This is a genomic window from Pseudomonas sp. 8O (assembly GCF_902506495.1).
In the GTDB taxonomy this organism is placed as follows: Bacteria; Pseudomonadota; Gammaproteobacteria; order Pseudomonadales; family Pseudomonadaceae; genus Aquipseudomonas; species Aquipseudomonas chaetocerotis.
Map to the genome: position 1 here is coordinate 2,279,311 of NZ_LR733264.1, position 14,901 is coordinate 2,294,211.

Here is a 14,901-nt window from a genome sequence, read left to right on the forward strand (position 1 = left end):
GTGATTTCGTCGGAAATCGCTACCGTTCAGGGGCTTTTCGCCAGGTTGCGCAGGTAGTCGGCGGTGAAGGCGTCGGCGGGGAAGAAGGTCTCCAGCGCCAGTTCGGCGAGGGTCACGTCATTCGGTGTACCGAAGACCGTGATGGTGCTGATCAGGCTGAGCACGCCCTGCTCGCTGTGCAGTTGCAGCGGCACCAGCACGGCATCGCTCGGCGGCGCAGGGACTTCTGCCGGCGCCGGGTAGCCGCGCAGTTCATCGAGCAGGCTGAACAGGGCTTCGTCGCCGCTGATTTCGGCGTCACGCTGCAGGCGCATCAGCAGGTGCGCGCGCCACAGCGCAAGGTTGGCGATGCGCGGAGCCAGGCCTTCGGGGTGTAGCGACAGGCGCATCACATTGAGCGGCGGGCCGAGCAGAAAGTCCGGCATGCCGGCGAGGAAGGGGCCGACCGAGGCGTTGGCTGCCAGCAAATTCCACTGCCGGTCGATGGCCAGCGCCGGATAGGGTTCATGGGCCTTGAGCAACTGTTCGATGGCCTGGCGGGCTGGAGCCAGCGCCGGGTCGCTTAGCTCGTACTGGCTGTACAGCGGGGCGAAACCGGCTGCGCTAAGCAGACGATTGCGCTCGCGCAGGGGAATCTCCAGTTGCTCGGCCAGGTGCAGCAGCATTTCGCGGCTGGGTTGGGCGCGTCCGGTTTCGACGAAGCTCAGGTGGCGGGTGGAGATCTCCGCCTCGCAGGCGAGGTCGAGCTGGCTCAGGCGGCGCCTTTGGCGCCATTGGCGCAACAGGGCGCCGGCGGTCTGGGTATTGTTCATGGTCAGCACGATAGTTCAGTCAGGTCATGCCGGCCATTACCTGGCAGGTAATCGACGCCCCGCGCGTTTCGGCGAAATCTGTAGGCCAGGCACCACCCCGGTGTCCCTATGGAGGATTCATCATGAACGCACTGCAACCCACCCCGATGCTGCGCAATGCTCTCTTGCTCGATGGTCTGCTCAGCGGCGTCACCGGCCTGCTACTGGTCCTGGCGGCCGGCTGGCTGGGCGCCTTCCTCGAATTGCCACGCTTGCTGTTACTGGTCGCAGGGAGCGCGCTGCTGCCCTTCGCGGCGCTGCTGGTGTGGTTATCCAACCGCGCCGAAATCAGCCGCCAGGCCATCTGGGCGGTGATCGCGGTCAACGCGCTGTGGGTGATCGACAGCCTGCTGGTACTGGTGATCGGCTGGGTGTCGCCGAACCTGTTCGGCTACGCCTTCATCATCGGCCAGGCGCTGGCGGTGGCGCTGCTGGCCGAGTTGCAATGGTTCGGCCTCAAGCACTCGCAGGCTGCCGCCATTTGATGGTCAGGTTCAGAAACCGCGCAGTGCCAGTTCTGCCCCAAGCAGCAACAGGCCGATGAAGAACCAGCGTTTGAAGCGCTCCGCGCTGATGCGTTTGCGCAGCCACTGGCCGCCGGCCATGCCCAGCAGTGCGGGCAGCAGGGCGAGGGCCGATACACCCAGCACCGCCGGTTGCAGCAGTTCACCGCTGTGACCGAGCGCTGCCGCCAAAGCCAGGGTGGAGACGCTGAAGGACAACCCCAGGGCCTGAACCAGATCGTCCTTCTCCAGGCCGATGGCCTGCAGGTAAGGCACGGCGGGAATCACGAATACACCGGTAACTGCGGTGATCGCACCGGTGATCGCTCCGATCACCGGGCTCAGCCAGCCTTCCTTGGCCCGCTCCACGCGAAAGTGCACCTTGGCCAGGCCAAGCACTGCGTAGATCACCAGCGCGACGCCCAGCCAGCGGGTGGCGCCGGGCAGGTCGAGGCTCTGCAGCAGGGCGGCCACCAGCAGCGTGCCGCACAGGATTCCCAGCAGCATCGGCCATAGCCGGCGCAGCATCGGCAGCGGGCTGCGACCGTCGCACAACTGCCAGATGTTGGTCACCATCGACGGGATGATCAGCAGCGCGGCGGCCTGCAGTGGCGCCATCACCAGACCGAGCAGACCAACGGCGATGGTCGGCAGACCAAGGCCGACCACACCCTTGACCATGCCGGCGAGCAGGAAGGTGGCGAGGATCAGCGGCAGGTGCTCAGTCATCGCGTTGCCCCTGCTCGTGGATCGCGCGGCTGTCGGCTGGCGCCTGTTCGCGCTCGTGCATGCCGTAGTCGCGCAGCACCTGGGCCACGCGCAGGCGATAGTGACTGAAGACCTCCTCGCGTCCTGCCGTCTGTGCGCGTCGGTGTTCATCGCGCTGGCGCCAGGCCTGGATCGCGGCTTCGTCCTGCCAGAACGACAGCGACAGGATCTTCCCCGGCTGGGTCAGGCTCTGGAAGCGTTCGATGGAGATGAAACCCGGCTGCTCGGCGAGCAGCGGGCGCAACTCACCGGCGAGGTCGAGATAGTCCTGCTGCAGGCCTGGCTTGGCCTGAACTTCGAAGATCACGGCGAGCATCGGTTTCTCCCTGGCTGGCTCCGGCTGAAATTGCATGCCAGTATCCACATTTGCTGCACGCCATGTTTCGTCATGAGGTGAACTATGGAATACGCACCGGGTTTCAGCTCGATTGCCGCACTGCTCGCCGATGCCGGGCGCGCCAGCATGGTCTGGGCGCTGATGGACGGCAGCGCGCGGCCGGCCGGCGAGCTGGCCTTGCTCGCGGGGCTGTCGCCGTCGTCGACCAGCGCGCACCTGGCCAAGCTGGTAGAAGGCGGCCTGCTGGCGCAGCAACGCCATGGGCGCAATCGCTATTACCGCCTGGCCGGGCCGGAAGTCGGGCAATTGGTCGAGGCCCTGGCCAGTGCCGCGCTGGCCGCGCAGCCACGGCAACCACGCGCGGTGCCGGCTTCACGCGGGACGCCGCAGGCCATGCGTGAGGCGCGCACCTGCTATGACCATCTGGCCGGAGAACTGGCGGTAGGCGTGTTCGCGCGCATGCGCGCGGCTGACTGGCTGAGCGAGGAGGGTGGTGCGCTGAAGTTGACGGCAAGCGGTGAGCAGGGGCTGCAGGCGTTGGGGATCGATCTGCAGCAGGTCAACCGTCAGCGCCGCCAGCGACTCTGTGCCTGCCCGGACTGGAGCGAGCGCAAGCCGCATCTCGGTGGCGCGTTGGGCGCGGCATTGCTGAATCTGTGCGAAGGCGAGGGCTGGCTGCGGCGCAGCACGGATTCGCGTGCGCTGCAGGTTTCACCGAAGGGGCGCAGGGCGATCATGGCAATCGCGGCCCCGTAGCTTCGCAGCTCCGTAGGGTGGGCCGGGCGACGATTCGCTTCAGCCCACCGAACACAGGTTGAGCTCCTGTCGGTGTAGTCGGTGGGCTGAAGCCCACCCTACGTACTATCGCCCGGCCTACCCTACGAAGAGCTACACCTGGGCGCTGACCGGCTTGCCGCCCTTGGGCTTGAAGTACAGGGTGGTGCCGCGGGCGAGGTTGTCCAGGCTGACGTGATCCTTGGCCACCTCGGCCTCGATCAGCTCGTCCTGGCCTTCGACCTTGAGGGTGATGCGGGTGATCGCGCCGAGCAGGCGAATGTCGCGCACCTCGCCGGCCTTGTGTTCCGGGCTCGGTTCGCTGGACAGGTCGACCTCGTGCGGGCGGAACAGCACGTGGTGATCATTGCCGACGTAGAGGCGGTTGGCGTCGCCGAGGAAGTGGTAGACGAAATCGCTGGCCGGATACTCGTAGACTTCGGCCGGCGTGCCGATCTGCTCGATCACACCCTTGTTCATCACCACGATGCGGTCGGCCACTTCCATGGCTTCTTCCTGGTCGTGGGTGACGAATACGCTGGTCAGGTGCACGTCCTCGTGCAGGCGCGCCAGCCAGCGGCGCAGCTCCTTGCGCACCTTGGCGTCCAGCGCCCCGAAGGGTTCGTCGAGCAGCAGCACTTTCGGCTCCACTGCCAGGGCGCGGGCCAGGGCGATACGCTGGCGCTGACCGCCGGAGAGCTGCTCCGGGTAGCGATCGCCGAGCCAGTCGAGCTGCACCAGGTTGAGCAGTTCGTGCACCTTCTGCTGGATCACCGCTTCGCTCGGGCGCTCGCGTTTGGGCTTCATGCGCAGGCCGAAGGCGACGTTGTCGAACACCGTCATGTGGCGGAACAGCGCGTAGTGCTGGAACACGAAGCCGACATTGCGATCACGCACGTCGTGGTTGGAGACGTCCTCGCCGTGAAACTCGATGGTGCCGCTGTCCGGGGTTTCCAGGCCGGCGATGATGCGCAGCAGGGTGGTCTTGCCACAGCCGGACGGGCCGAGCAGGGCGACCAGTTCGCCGCTCTGGATGTTCAGATTGATCTCGTTCAGCGCCTTGAACGCATTGAAGTTCTTGCTGACGTTACGGATTTCGATACTCATGTTTATTCCTCGCCAGCACTGGCTTTGCGGCGGTTGATACGGGATTCGCTCCACTGCTTGAGCAGCAGGATGAACAGCGCCAGAAGCAGCAGCAGGCTGGCAACGCTGAAGGCGGCGACGTGATTGTATTCGTTATAGAGAATCTCGACATGCAGCGGCAGCGTGTTGGTGTAGCCGCGGATGTGCCCGGAGACCACCGATACCGCGCCGAACTCGCCCATCGCCCGGGCGGTGCACAGCACCACGCCGTAGATCAGGCCCCATTTGATATTGGGCAGCGTCACGTGCCAGAACATCTGCCAGCCGTTGGCTCCGAGCAGGCGCGCGGCCTCTTCCTCCTGTGTGCCCTGCTCCTGCATCAGCGGGATCAGCTCGCGGGCGACGAAGGGCACGGTGACGAACACGGTGGCGAGGACGATGCCGGGCAGGGCGAAGATGATCTGGATGTCGTGCTCGCGCAACCAGGGGCCGAAGAAGCCCTGGGCGCCGAACAGCAGCACGTAGATCAGACCGGCGATTACCGGTGAAACCGAGAACGGCAGGTCGATCAGGGTCACCAGAATGCTCTTGCCGCGAAACTCGTACTTGCTCACGCACCAGGCGGCGGCCACGCCGAACACCAGGTTGAGCGGCACGGCGATGCCCACGGCGAGCAGGGTCAGTTTCAGTGCGCTGATGGCGTCGGGTTCGAGGATCGAGGCGACGAACACGCCGACGCCCTGTTTGAGCGCCTCGGTCGCCACCACGAACAACGGCAGCAGCAGAAAGAAGGCGAACACCAGCCAGGCCGAAATGATCAGCAGGCGGCGGCCCAGGGCGTTACCGCGGCGCGCGGCATTGTTGACGGCGCTGGCCGTCAGGGTTGCAGATGACATGCCTGGCTCCTCAAGAACGGCTGATGCGGCGCTGCAGCAGGTTGATCAGCAGCAGCAGGATGAACGACACCACCAGCATCAGCACACCGATGGCGGTGGCGCCGACATAGTTGTACTGGTCCAGCTGCACCATGATCAGCAGCGGCAGGATCTCGGTCTTCATCGGCATGTTGCCGGCGATGAAGATCACCGAGCCGTATTCGCCAACGCCACGGGCGAAGGCCAGGGCGAAGCCGGTCAGCCAGGCCGGCAGCAGCGCCGGCAGCAACACGTGGCGCGCCACCTGCAGCGGCTTGGCACCGAGGCAGGCGGCGGCTTCCTCGACCTCGCGCGGGATGTCGGCCAGCACCGGCTGCAGGGTGCGCACGACGAAGGGCAGGGTGACGAAGGTCAGCGCCAGGGTGATGCCCAACGGGGTGTAGGCGATCTTGAAGCCCAGGGACGTGGCGAACTGGCCGATCAAACCGTTAGGCGCATAGAGCGCGGTCAGGGCGATACCGGCAACGGCGGTGGGCAGGGCGAACGGCAGGTCGATCATCGCTTCGATGATCTTGCGACCGGGGAAGGTGTAGCGCACCAGCACCCAGGCCAGCAGGGTACCGATCACGCCGTTGATGATGGCAGCGAGAAAGGCGGTGCCGAAGCTCAGTTTCAGGGCGGCCAGCACGCGCGGTGAGGAAATGATGGCCCAGAACTGATCCCAGGTGAGCTGGGCAGCGTGGACGAACATGGCACCCAGGGGAATCAGCACCAACAGGCTGAGGTACACCAGGGTGTAACCCAGCGTCAGCCCGAAGCCGGGTATGACTGGGGAAGTGCGGCGAGACATGCAAGCTCCTTGGTAGGGCGGGTGGAACCCGCCACTGGCTGCGACGATCTTGCGGCTGCATCCGCCCTACATGGGCGGACGCGCCGTGGCAATCACTGGGCTTGGTAGATCTGGTCGAACACGCCGCCGTCGTTGAAGAACTTCGGCTGAGCGGTTTTCCAGCCATCGAAGTCAGCATCGATGGTTACCAGCTTGAGCTGCGGGAACTGCTTGGCGAACTCGGCCGCCACCGCCTGGTTGCGTGGGCGGTAGAAGTGCTTGGCGGCGATGCGCTGGCCTTCCTCGCTGTACAGGTAGTTGAGGTAGGCCTCGGCGACTTTGCGGGTGCCTTTCTTGTCGACGTTCTGATCGACCACGCTTACCGGCGGTTCGGCGAGGATCGACAGCGACGGCGCGACGATCTCGAAGTTCTCCCCGCCTTCTTCCTTGAGCGCCAGGAAGGCCTCGTTCTCCCAGGCCAGCAGCACGTCGCCGATGCCGTTGTTGACGAAGGTGATGGTCGAGCCGCGGGCGCCGGTATCGAGCACCGGGACGTTCTTGTAGAGCTTCTCGGTGAAGGCCTTGGCCTCGGCTTCGCTGCCGTACTTCTGCTGGGCATAGGCCCAGGCAGCGAGGAAGTTCCAGCGTGCGCCACCGGAGGTTTTCGGGTTCGGGGTGATCACTTCCACGCCCGGCTTGACCAGGTCATCCCAGTCCTTCAGGCCTTTCGGGTTGTCCTTGCGCACCAGGAACACGATGGTCGAGGTGTAGGGGGTGCTGGCGTCCGGCAGACGCTCCTGCCAGTTTTCCGGGATCAGCTTGCCGAGCTTGTACAGCTCGTCGATATCGCCGGCCAGAGCCAGGGTCACCACGTCGGCGCGCAGGCCATCGATTACCGCACGGGCCTGCTTGCCCGAGCCACCGTGGGATTGCTGGATGGTCAGCGCTTCGTTGCCCTGGGCCTGCCAGTGCTTGTTGAAGGCGGCGTTGAATTCGGTGTACAGCTCACGGGTCGGGTCGTAGGACACGTTGAGCAGGGTTTGTGCGGCGGCCACCGGGCCGGCGATCAGACTGCTGGCCAGCGCGGCCAGGGCAAAACGACGAAGGGACATGGTGCAGCTCCTAACTGTGAAATTCTTGTGTTGGCGTGTTGGGTGTCAGGCGGGGCGATCTTTCTCGAGCCCTCTGGTGGTCCAGTCGGGCCGCATCATGTTTCAGCTGTTCTTGGTACTCGGTTGTTGCAGGCGAATCTTTTCCTTGCGCTCGATCTGCACGACCTGGCCGTTGTGCACGGTGATTTCCACCGAACCGAATTTCAGGCCATGCAGGGCGGTCTGGATCTCGCGGAGGATCACGGCTTCGTCCTGGCCTTCGAGGTTTCTCAGCGTCGCGGTCATTTCCAGGCTCCTTGTGAATAGGTCGCCACGGCGGCGGTATGGAGTACCGACGCTGGCGTGGAGCGGATAGTAGAGAGGCGTAAATATTCTTAAAAATATTGTTTAAGAACATTTATATGCTTTTTGGAAATATGTGGCGTGATGCGATACATTGCATTTTTAGAATAAGTAAATAAGTTCTTATTCTTTTTGTAATTTATTCGTGCTGCCTAGACTGACGCCATTCGATTCAAGGAGGCGCCGTCATGGGCAGCGAAGCAATCCGTTATCTGATCCTGCCGGGCTGGCAGGGCTCACCCGAAGAACACTGGCAAAGCCATTGGCAGCGCAGCCTGCCGAACAGCGCGCGTGTGGAGCAGAAGGACTGGCTCAACCCGCAACGTGGCGACTGGGTCACCGCGTTGAACCAGGCAGTCGCCGACGATCCGCGTCCGCTCATCCTCATCGCCCATAGCCTGGGCTGCGTGACGGTGGCGCATTGGGCCGCGCAGGCACCGGTCGAACTGCTGCGCCGTGTGCGCGGCGCGCTGCTGGTGGCGCCGGCCGATGTCGAGCGGCTGGGCTGCCCCGCACCGCTGCAGAATTTTGCGCCGATGCCGCGTGATCTGCTGCCCTTTCCCAGCCTGCTGGTGGGTTCCGACAACGACGCAGCGGCCAGCGCCCTGCGCGCCATGGAGCTGGCGCGGGCCTGGGGTAGCGAGGCGGCGATTCTGAGCGGTGCCGGGCATATCAACGTGAAGTCCGGGCACCGTTACTGGGAGCAGGGCTTCGGCTATCTGTATCGCCTGCAGAGCCGCATCGAACAGCACTCGCGCCTGCGCGCCTGAAAGGCCCTCTCGGGGCGAACCCTTTCGGAGCGGGAACGGGCCAGGCAGCCGCCCGCTCTTTTTTACTCGACTACGGGCTGCGTCCACTGAGGCGCGGCATTGGAGCTGCACGTCATGAGCTTTCCACCCGACTTTCCGGCGCCGCTGACCTTCGCTGATTCGGACAAGAGCCCGCTGAGCATCCGCGCCAAGGCGCTGGTATTCGTCGATGCGCGTTCACGTCAGCTGCGAGAGCGCGCCGAAGCCTTGGCGGGCAATGGCCAGCCGTTGCTGATTCTCGGTGAAACCGGCACCGGCAAGGAGCTGTTGGCTCGCTATATCCATCGCCACAGTGAGCGCGCTGGCCTGTTCGTGGCGGTGAGCTGCGCGGCGATAAGCCCGCAGTGGGGCGAGGCTGAGTTGTTCGGCCATGCCGCCGGTGCTCATGTCGGCGCCGGCAGTAGCCGTGCCGGCTGGTTCGGTTCGGCCAATGGCGGCACGCTCTACCTGGATGAAATCGCTGATCTCTCGCGGCCTCTGCAGAGCAAGCTGCTGGCCGCGCTGGAAACCCGCGAGGTGTATCGCGTCGGCGCCAGCCAGGCGCTGCCGGTGGATGTGCGTCTGGTGGCGGCGAGCAGCATCGACCTGGCCCGCGCGGTGGCTGCGGGTACCTTCGATGAGCGCCTGTATGCCTACCTTTGCGACGGCCAGTTGCTGTTCCCGGCGCTGCGTCAGCGGGTCGGCGACATCCTGCCGCTGGCCGAATACTTCCTCGGCATCCATGCCTCGCGCCTGGGGCTGACCATTCCGTCGATCAGCCCGGCGGCGCTGGCCTTGCTGGAGGCGCACCGCTGGCCGGGCAATACTCGCGAGCTGGAAAACGTCATCCACTTCGCGTTGCTGCTGGCCGGCAACGCCGAAATCGGGCCGGAGCATCTGGAGTTGCCGGGTATTGCGTGAGACTGATCGTTCCTCACGCTCCGCGTGGGAATGCACCCTGGGACGCTCTGCGTCCGTTTGGCTTTTGCCTAGCAGTCCGTACGGGCGCTGAGCGCCCTTACCTTGACTCCCACGCAGAGCGTGGGAGCTATCAGATCGGTGCGCGCCCTACGGCGCGAGCAGCGACACCGACTTGATCTGCGCCCACAGCGCCTGTCCGGCATGAATGCCCAACTGATCGAAGGAGTAGCGGGTGATTCGCGCCAGCAGGCGTTGATCACCGATGCGCAGGGTCAGCAGCATCTGCGCGTCTAGCGCCTGCCAGCTTTCCACCGTAGCCAGCAGCAGGTTGAGCAGGCTGCAATCCTCGGCGCGATTGAGCGCCAGGCTGACGTCGCGCGCCTTGATTTTCACCCTCACTCGATGCCCGCTGGGCAGCGCCGCATGGGGCAAGCGCAGGCGCGCCTCGCTGCCAGGCAGTTGAAGCTCCAGCAGATCGTAGGCGGCATCGTGAGCGCAGACCTGGCCGTCGATCACCGCCTCGGCATCCTCGTCGCTGGCGAAGGGCAGGTCGGCACGCAGCAGGGTTTCCTTGAGCGGGCCGCTGGCGTGCACCTGGCCTTCGTCGAGCAGCACCAGATGATCGGCCAGGCGTGCCACTTCGTCCGGCGCATGGCTGACATAGAGTACGGGGATGTCCAGCTCTTCGTGCAGCCTCTCCAGATAGGGCAGCACTTCCTGCTTGCGCTTGAGGTCCAGCGAAGCCAGCGGCTCGTCCATCAGCAGCAGGCGCGGGCTGGTGACCAGCGCACGGGCGATGCCGACGCGCTGGCGTTCGCCACCGGACAGCGCCGAGGGCATGCGCTCGAGCAGATGGTCGATACCCAGCAGCTGCAGCGCCTGATCCAGCGCCACCTTGCGCTGTGCGGCGGGGATGCGCCGTTGGCCGTACTCCAGATTCTTGCGCACGCTCAGGTGCGGGAACAGGTTGGCGTCCTGGAATACGTAACCTATGGCCCGCTTGTGAGCGGGCAGAAAGAACCCGCGCTCACTGTCCTGCCAGAGCTCTCCGGCGACCTGCAGGTAGCCCTGCTGCGGGCGATCCAGCCCGGCGAAGCAGCGCAGGCAACTGGTCTTGCCCGAACCGGAATGGCCGAACAGCGCACTGACGCCGCGCCCGGGCAGGTCGAGGTCGACATCCAGGGTGAAGCCCGGATGCCTGACCAGAAAGCGCGCGCGAATACGCCCGTCGTCGTGAACGGCAGGTGGTGGGGCTTTGCCGAACCCGAACATCACAGTGTCCTCATCCGGGTGCTGCGCCCGCTGTACAACGCCAGCAGAACGATGAAGGAGAACGCAACCATGCCACCGGCCAGCCAGTGCGCCTGGGCGTAGTTCATGGTTTCCACGTGGTTGTAGATCTGCACCGAGACCACCTGGGTCTTGCCGGGGATGTTGCCGCCGATCATCAGCACCACGCCGAACTCACCGATGGTATGGGCGAAGCTGAGAATGGCGGCGGTGATGAAGCCGGGGCGTGCCAGCGGCAGCACGACGCTGAAGAAGCTGTCCCAGGGATTGGCGCGCAAGGTCGCAGCAGCCTCCAGCGGACCACGGCCGATGGCCTCGAAGGCGTTCTGCAACGGCTGCACGACGAAGGGCAGGGAATAGAAGATCGAACCGATCACCAGGCCGGTAAAGGTGAAAGTGAAGGTGCCGAGACCCAGGCTTTGCGTCAGTTGGCCGAAGAAACCGTTGGGCCCCATGCTCACCAGCAGGTAGAAGCCGATCACCGTCGGTGGCAGCACCAGCGGTAGCGCCACCACGGCACCGACCGGGCGCTTGAGCCAGGAGTCGGTGCGCGCCAGCCACAGGGCGATGGGCGTGCCGATGATCAGCAGCAGCAAGGTGGTCAGCGAGGCCAGCTCGAGGGTCAGCAGGATCGCATCGAGGTCGTTCTTGGACAGCGGCATGGGTGGGTTCCGGTGGCAGACGTAGCCCGGATGCAATCCGGGGCATGCTCAGACAGATGGCCCCGAATTTCATCCGGGCTACGGCAGTTTATAGCCGAACGATTCGATCACCTTGGCCGCTTCCGGGCCTTTCAGATACTCGACCAGTGCGACGGCGGCCGGATTGTTCGCGCTCTGCTTGAGGATCACCGCGTCCTGCCTGATCGGGTCGTACATGGCGTCCGGGACGATCCAGGCCGAGCCGCTGCTGAGCTGGCCGTCCTTGTACACCTGCGACAGCGCGACGAAACCCAGCTCGGCGTTACCGCTGGAGACGAACTGATGCGCCTGGGTGATGTTCTGGCCCTCCACCAGCTTGGCCTTGACCGTCTCGCTCAGGCCCTGCTTTGCCAGCACCTGAGTCGCTGCCAGGCCATAGGGCGCGGCCTTGGGGTTGGCGATGGACAGGTGCCTGAACTGGCCGGCTTTCAGCGCTGCGTCCGTGCCGTCGAGGTAGCTGGCATCGGCCGACCACAGCACCAGGCCGCCGATGGCGTAGGTGAAGCGCGAGCCGGGTACGGTCATGCCCTCGCGCTCCAGCCTGGCCGGCGTCGTGTCGTCGGCTGCGAGCAGTACATCGAACGGCGCACCATTGTTGATCTGCGCGTAGAACTGCCCGGTGGCACCGAAGGACGCCACCAGCTTGTGCCCGGTGGCTTTTTCGAACGCGGGCGCCATGGCCTGCATCGGTGCGGTGAAGTTGGAGGCCACGGCGACCTTGACCTCGTCGGCGATGGCGCCGCTGGCGAAGACCAGGCCGAGGACAAACAGGCTGTGCTTGAGAGGCTTGAACATGAGGATTCCTCGTGGAATCGATCCCGACGAGAGACCGGATGCGCAATCCTACATCGTTATGTTTTTTTGTATATAGCGATTGTTGAAGTGGCTGCGGGCCTGGCCTGCATCACTTGAAGAACTGGCTGGGCGTGGTGCCGAACTGCTTCTTGAACATGGTGGCGAAGGCGCTGGGGCTGTCGTAGCCCAGCTCCCCGGCGATGTCGATGATCTTCTCGCCCAGGGCGATGCGCTCCAGGGCCAACAACAGGCGCGCCTGCTGGCGCCATTGGCCGAAGGTCATGCCAGTGCCCTTCTGGAACAGGCGCTGGATGGTTTTCTCGTCCAGACACAGGCGGGTGCTCCATTCAGCCAGGGTGGAGGCGTCGCCAGGATCGTTCTGCAGCGTCGCGCAGATCGCCTGGATGCGTGGGTCGGCCGGCTGCGGCAGGTGCAGCGGCAGGGTCGGCAGGATGCGCAATTCATCGAGGATCAGGCGCATCACCCGCGCCTCGCGCGAGTCGTCGGCATAGGGCTGGGTGATCGCCACGGCGGCGCGGATCAGCTCGCTGAGCAGCGGTGAGATGGCCACGGCGCGGCACTCGGCGGGCATGTCCGCCAGGCTGTCGGGGCGCACGAAGACGCTGCGCATTCGCACGCTGCCGATGCAGCGGATCGCATGCACCTGACCGCAGGGCATCCATATGCCGCGGCTCGGCGGCACCGTCCACTGGTTCAGCGCCGAAGTCACCACCATCACCCCGGAGATGGCGTAGATCAGCTGGTGCTTGTTGCGGTGCGAGTGCGGCTCGATGATGGCGTTGACCGGATAATCGGTGGCGCTGCTGCTGACAAGCCAGGGGGAGGCGTCGATCTCGGCCAGCAACTTCTCGGGTAATCGCATGCCTGTGCCCTTTTTGCGAAGGTTGCTGTCCTGTCTTCGTGAGACAGGCGATTGAGCGGAGCCTAGCATAGCGCCGTTCCTCACCTCGTCCGGAAGCTTCAAGCATGTCCAGCAGTCCTGCCGCTACGCCCCTGGCCGCTGCCTCGCCCGTCAGCCAGGCCAGCCCTCTGGTAATGCGCGTGATCGGCGCCTGCGCCCTGGCGCACCTGATCAACGACCTGATCCAGGCGGTGTTGCCCGCCATCTACCCGATGCTCAAGCTCAACTACGGCCTGAGCTTCGCCCAGATCGGCCTGATCACCCTGACCTTCCAGCTCACCGCCTCGCTGCTGCAGCCCTGGGTGGGCTATCACACCGACCGCCATCCCAAGCCCTGGCTGTTGCCGGCCGGTTCGCTGTGTACCCTGGTCGGCATCCTCATGTTGGCCTTCGTCGGTAGCTTTCCGGCGATCCTCATGGCCGCAGCACTGGTGGGCATCGGGTCCTCGACCTTCCATCCCGAGGCGTCGCGCATCGCCCGCCTCGCATCGGGCGGACGCTACGGCCTGGCGCAGTCCACCTTCCAGGTCGGCGGCAACGCCGGTACCGCATTCGGCCCGCTGCTGGCGGCGGCCATCATCATTCCCTACGGCCAGGGTAACGTCGCCTGGTTCGGCCTGTTCGCCGCCTTCGCCATCGTCGTGCTATATGGCCTGAGCCGTTGGTATCGCCACCACCTGACGCTGTTCAAACTCAAGCAGGGCGGCATGGCCACTCATGGCCTGTCGTCCGGGCGGGTGAAGTTCGCCTTGCTGATCCTGGCGCTGTTGGTGTTCTCCAAGTACTTCTACATGGCCAGCTTCACCAGCTATTTCACCTTCTTCCTGATCGAGAAGTTCGAGCTGTCGGTGGCCAGCTCGCAGCTCTACCTGTTCCTGTTCCTCGGCGCGGTGGCGGCCGGCACCTTCTTCGGTGGGCCGATCGGCGACCGCATCGGGCGCAAGCAGGTGATCTGGTTTTCCATCCTCGGCGTGGCGCCGTTCTCCCTGCTGCTGCCGCACGTCGACCTGTTCTGGACCGGCGTGCTGAGCATGGTGATCGGCTTCATCCTGGCCTCGGCGTTCTCCGCCATCGTGGTCTTCGCCCAAGAGCTGATGCCGGGCAACGTCGGCATGATCGCCGGGCTGTTCTTCGGTCTGATGTTCGGCTTTGGCGGTATTGGCGGAGCGCTGCTCGGCTACCTGGCGGACATCCACGGCATCGAGGAGGTGTTCCTGCTGTGCTCCTTCCTGCCGCTGCTGGGTATCCTCACCGCGCTGCTGCCGTCGCTCAAGACCCGTTAGCCGACTCACCGCGGGGGCAAGGGGCCCCCACTACCCGCAAGGAGCAGGGACGAATGAAAAACCTTGATCGGATGTTGCTTGGCCTGGGCGTGCTGATACCGTTCTGGCTGTTCTTCGGCGTGTTGCTGACGGCGCTGGCGTACCCCGATTACAGCCATCTGGATCAGGCCATGAGCCAGCTTGGAGCGCAGGGTTCACCCACCCAGGGCTTCTCGGCCTGGGTCAATAACCTGCCGCTGGGCGTGCTCTTTGTGCTCTTCGCCGTGGGCGTGCTGCGTCGGCTGCGCGGCTCGCGGCTTGCGCTGTTCAGTGCCGGGCTGATTCTCGTCCATGGGCTGGCCAGCTTCGCCACTGGCTATTTCCCCTGCGACCAGGGATGTGCGCCAGTACAGCCGTCCTTCTCGCAGCAGATGCACAACCTGGCCGGGCTGGTGATGTTCCTATCGCTGACCCTGGCCAGCCTGCTCTGGGCCTTTGCGAGTAAGCGCCTGATGGGCGCTCGCGGCTTCGGTCTGTTTTCCCTCGCCTGCACCGTGTTGGCCGTGGCCACTGTGGTGCTGATGGCCCATGCCGTCGAGACCGGGCATTCGTTCGGCCTGTACCAGCGCATCAACTACGGTATCTCGGTGATCTGGGTCGCAGGCCTGGCGCTGATGTTGTCGCGAAGCCGTGCCGGTTCCCTCCAGTCAGGTACAACTTGAAGTGTTTCGCGGGCACTGGGGCA

Annotated in this window: 18 protein-coding genes; 6 read left to right on the forward strand and 12 right to left on the reverse strand. The window is 64.7% G+C overall.

From position 1 onward, the window contains the following. Positions 1-26: 26 nt before the first annotated feature. Positions 27-812, reverse strand: a complete 786-nt coding sequence (locus tag GV002_RS13310) for a helix-turn-helix domain-containing protein (RefSeq protein ID WP_160018807.1) — start codon at positions 810-812, stop codon at positions 27-29. A gap of 122 nt (positions 813-934) precedes the next feature. Here GV002_RS13310 and GV002_RS13315 point away from each other — a divergent pair, with 122 nt between their 5' ends. After that, positions 935-1,336, forward strand: a complete 402-nt coding sequence (locus tag GV002_RS13315; RefSeq protein ID WP_160018808.1) for a hypothetical protein — start codon at positions 935-937, stop codon at positions 1,334-1,336. A gap of 9 nt (positions 1,337-1,345) precedes the next feature. Here the strand turns inward: GV002_RS13315 and GV002_RS13320 are convergent, their stop codons facing one another. Together GV002_RS13320 and GV002_RS13325 are read right to left on the reverse strand one after the other, a co-directional pair. Beyond that, positions 1,346-2,083, reverse strand: coding sequence for a sulfite exporter TauE/SafE family protein (locus tag GV002_RS13320; protein WP_160018809.1), 738 nt, complete (start codon positions 2,081-2,083; stop codon positions 1,346-1,348). Beyond that, positions 2,076-2,438 carry an antibiotic biosynthesis monooxygenase family protein gene (locus tag GV002_RS13325; protein ID WP_160018936.1) on the reverse strand — a complete coding sequence of 121 codons (363 nt, stop codon included), beginning with the start codon at positions 2,436-2,438 and terminating at the stop codon, positions 2,076-2,078. The genes GV002_RS13320 and GV002_RS13325 overlap by 8 nt, the downstream gene beginning before the upstream one ends. Positions 2,439-2,522: 84 nt before the next feature. On the opposite strand from GV002_RS13325, the gene GV002_RS13330 reads away from it, so the two are divergent. Continuing rightward, positions 2,523-3,215, forward strand: coding sequence for an ArsR/SmtB family transcription factor (locus GV002_RS13330; RefSeq protein WP_160018810.1), 693 nt, complete (start codon positions 2,523-2,525; stop codon positions 3,213-3,215). A 132-nt stretch (positions 3,216-3,347) separates the two neighbouring features. On the opposite strand, the gene GV002_RS13335 is transcribed toward GV002_RS13330, so the two are convergent. The 5 genes from GV002_RS13335 to oscA form a co-directional block, all read right to left on the reverse strand. Further along, positions 3,348-4,340 (reverse strand): sulfate/molybdate ABC transporter ATP-binding protein, encoded by a 993-nt coding sequence (locus GV002_RS13335; protein WP_093051491.1) that lies wholly within the window; start codon positions 4,338-4,340, stop codon positions 3,348-3,350. A gap of 2 nt (positions 4,341-4,342) precedes the next feature. Then, positions 4,343-5,215 (reverse strand): sulfate ABC transporter permease subunit CysW, encoded by an 873-nt coding sequence (gene cysW / locus GV002_RS13340; protein ID WP_160018811.1) that lies wholly within the window; start codon positions 5,213-5,215, stop codon positions 4,343-4,345. Between the two features lie 10 nt (positions 5,216-5,225). Further along, complete coding sequence (gene cysT / locus GV002_RS13345; protein WP_160018812.1) at positions 5,226-6,044, reverse strand: sulfate ABC transporter permease subunit CysT; 819 nt, start codon at positions 6,042-6,044, stop codon at positions 5,226-5,228. A gap of 92 nt (positions 6,045-6,136) precedes the next feature. After that, positions 6,137-7,135, reverse strand: a complete 999-nt coding sequence (locus GV002_RS13350; RefSeq protein ID WP_160018813.1) for a sulfate ABC transporter substrate-binding protein — start codon at positions 7,133-7,135, stop codon at positions 6,137-6,139. Positions 7,136-7,237: 102 nt separating this feature from the next. Then, complete coding sequence (gene oscA / locus GV002_RS13355) at positions 7,238-7,420, reverse strand: sulfur starvation response protein OscA (protein ID WP_074682162.1); 183 nt, start codon at positions 7,418-7,420, stop codon at positions 7,238-7,240. Positions 7,421-7,665: 245 nt separating this feature from the next. Here oscA and GV002_RS13360 point away from each other — a divergent pair, with 245 nt between their 5' ends. Then, positions 7,666-8,247 (forward strand): RBBP9/YdeN family alpha/beta hydrolase, encoded by a 582-nt coding sequence (locus GV002_RS13360; protein ID WP_160018814.1) that lies wholly within the window; start codon positions 7,666-7,668, stop codon positions 8,245-8,247. A gap of 114 nt (positions 8,248-8,361) precedes the next feature. Next, positions 8,362-9,186 carry a sigma 54-interacting transcriptional regulator gene (locus tag GV002_RS13365; RefSeq protein ID WP_160018815.1) on the forward strand — a complete coding sequence of 275 codons (825 nt, stop codon included), beginning with the start codon at positions 8,362-8,364 and terminating at the stop codon, positions 9,184-9,186. Positions 9,187-9,333: 147 nt separating this feature from the next. Here the strand turns inward: GV002_RS13365 and modC are convergent, their stop codons facing one another. The 4 genes from modC to GV002_RS13385 all read right to left on the reverse strand — a co-directional run bounded on the left by modC (position 9,334) and on the right by GV002_RS13385 (position 12,855). After that, positions 9,334-10,458 carry a molybdenum ABC transporter ATP-binding protein gene (modC, locus tag GV002_RS13370; RefSeq protein ID WP_160018816.1) on the reverse strand — a complete coding sequence of 375 codons (1,125 nt, stop codon included), beginning with the start codon at positions 10,456-10,458 and terminating at the stop codon, positions 9,334-9,336. After that, positions 10,458-11,138: a molybdate ABC transporter permease subunit gene (gene modB / locus GV002_RS13375; protein WP_160018817.1), complete on the reverse strand. Its 681-nt coding sequence runs from the start codon at positions 11,136-11,138 to the stop codon at positions 10,458-10,460. The genes modC and modB overlap by 1 nt, the downstream gene beginning before the upstream one ends. A 78-nt stretch (positions 11,139-11,216) precedes the next feature. Next, positions 11,217-11,972 carry a molybdate ABC transporter substrate-binding protein gene (gene modA / locus GV002_RS13380; RefSeq protein WP_160018818.1) on the reverse strand — a complete coding sequence of 252 codons (756 nt, stop codon included), beginning with the start codon at positions 11,970-11,972 and terminating at the stop codon, positions 11,217-11,219. Positions 11,973-12,081: 109 nt separating this feature from the next. Beyond that, entirely contained in the window at positions 12,082-12,855 is a 774-nt protein-coding gene (locus tag GV002_RS13385; protein ID WP_160018819.1) for an AraC family transcriptional regulator, read from the reverse strand. 104 nt (positions 12,856-12,959) lie between these two features. Here GV002_RS13385 and GV002_RS13390 point away from each other — a divergent pair, with 104 nt between their 5' ends. Together GV002_RS13390 and GV002_RS13395 are read left to right on the forward strand one after the other, a co-directional pair. Further along, positions 12,960-14,177: an MFS transporter gene (locus GV002_RS13390; protein ID WP_160018820.1), complete on the forward strand. Its 1,218-nt coding sequence runs from the start codon at positions 12,960-12,962 to the stop codon at positions 14,175-14,177. Between the two features lie 53 nt (positions 14,178-14,230). Then, positions 14,231-14,878, forward strand: coding sequence for a DUF998 domain-containing protein (locus GV002_RS13395; RefSeq protein WP_160018821.1), 648 nt, complete (start codon positions 14,231-14,233; stop codon positions 14,876-14,878). Positions 14,879-14,901: the final 23 nt, after the last annotated feature.

What these genes read in the sequence shown, in the direction of transcription:
- GV002_RS13335 (WP_093051491.1), bottom strand. Translation starts at nt 4,340, where the DNA reads ATGAGTATCGAAATCCGTAACGTCAGCAAGAACTTCAATGCGTTCAAG.
- GV002_RS13350 (WP_160018813.1), bottom strand. Translation starts at nt 7,135, where the DNA reads ATGTCCCTTCGTCGTTTTGCCCTGGCCGCGCTGGCCAGCAGTCTGATC.
- GV002_RS13360 (WP_160018814.1), top strand. Translation starts at nt 7,666, where the DNA reads ATGGGCAGCGAAGCAATCCGTTATCTGATCCTGCCGGGCTGGCAGGGC.
- GV002_RS13385 (WP_160018819.1), bottom strand. Translation starts at nt 12,855, where the DNA reads ATGCGATTACCCGAGAAGTTGCTGGCCGAGATCGACGCCTCCCCCTGG.
- GV002_RS13310 (WP_160018807.1), bottom strand. Translation starts at nt 812, where the DNA reads ATGAACAATACCCAGACCGCCGGCGCCCTGTTGCGCCAATGGCGCCAA.
- GV002_RS13330 (WP_160018810.1), top strand. Translation starts at nt 2,523, where the DNA reads ATGGAATACGCACCGGGTTTCAGCTCGATTGCCGCACTGCTCGCCGAT.
- modB (WP_160018817.1), bottom strand. Translation starts at nt 11,138, where the DNA reads ATGCCGCTGTCCAAGAACGACCTCGATGCGATCCTGCTGACCCTCGAG.
- modC (WP_160018816.1), bottom strand. Translation starts at nt 10,458, where the DNA reads ATGTTCGGGTTCGGCAAAGCCCCACCACCTGCCGTTCACGACGACGGG.
- cysW (WP_160018811.1), bottom strand. Translation starts at nt 5,215, where the DNA reads ATGTCATCTGCAACCCTGACGGCCAGCGCCGTCAACAATGCCGCGCGC.
- GV002_RS13320 (WP_160018809.1), bottom strand. Translation starts at nt 2,083, where the DNA reads ATGACTGAGCACCTGCCGCTGATCCTCGCCACCTTCCTGCTCGCCGGC.
- oscA (WP_074682162.1), bottom strand. Translation starts at nt 7,420, where the DNA reads ATGACCGCGACGCTGAGAAACCTCGAAGGCCAGGACGAAGCCGTGATC.
- GV002_RS13315 (WP_160018808.1), top strand. Translation starts at nt 935, where the DNA reads ATGAACGCACTGCAACCCACCCCGATGCTGCGCAATGCTCTCTTGCTC.
- modA (WP_160018818.1), bottom strand. Translation starts at nt 11,972, where the DNA reads ATGTTCAAGCCTCTCAAGCACAGCCTGTTTGTCCTCGGCCTGGTCTTC.
- GV002_RS13390 (WP_160018820.1), top strand. Translation starts at nt 12,960, where the DNA reads ATGTCCAGCAGTCCTGCCGCTACGCCCCTGGCCGCTGCCTCGCCCGTC.
- GV002_RS13395 (WP_160018821.1), top strand. Translation starts at nt 14,231, where the DNA reads ATGAAAAACCTTGATCGGATGTTGCTTGGCCTGGGCGTGCTGATACCG.
- GV002_RS13325 (WP_160018936.1), bottom strand. Translation starts at nt 2,438, where the DNA reads ATGCTCGCCGTGATCTTCGAAGTTCAGGCCAAGCCAGGCCTGCAGCAG.
- GV002_RS13365 (WP_160018815.1), top strand. Translation starts at nt 8,362, where the DNA reads ATGAGCTTTCCACCCGACTTTCCGGCGCCGCTGACCTTCGCTGATTCG.
- cysT (WP_160018812.1), bottom strand. Translation starts at nt 6,044, where the DNA reads ATGTCTCGCCGCACTTCCCCAGTCATACCCGGCTTCGGGCTGACGCTG.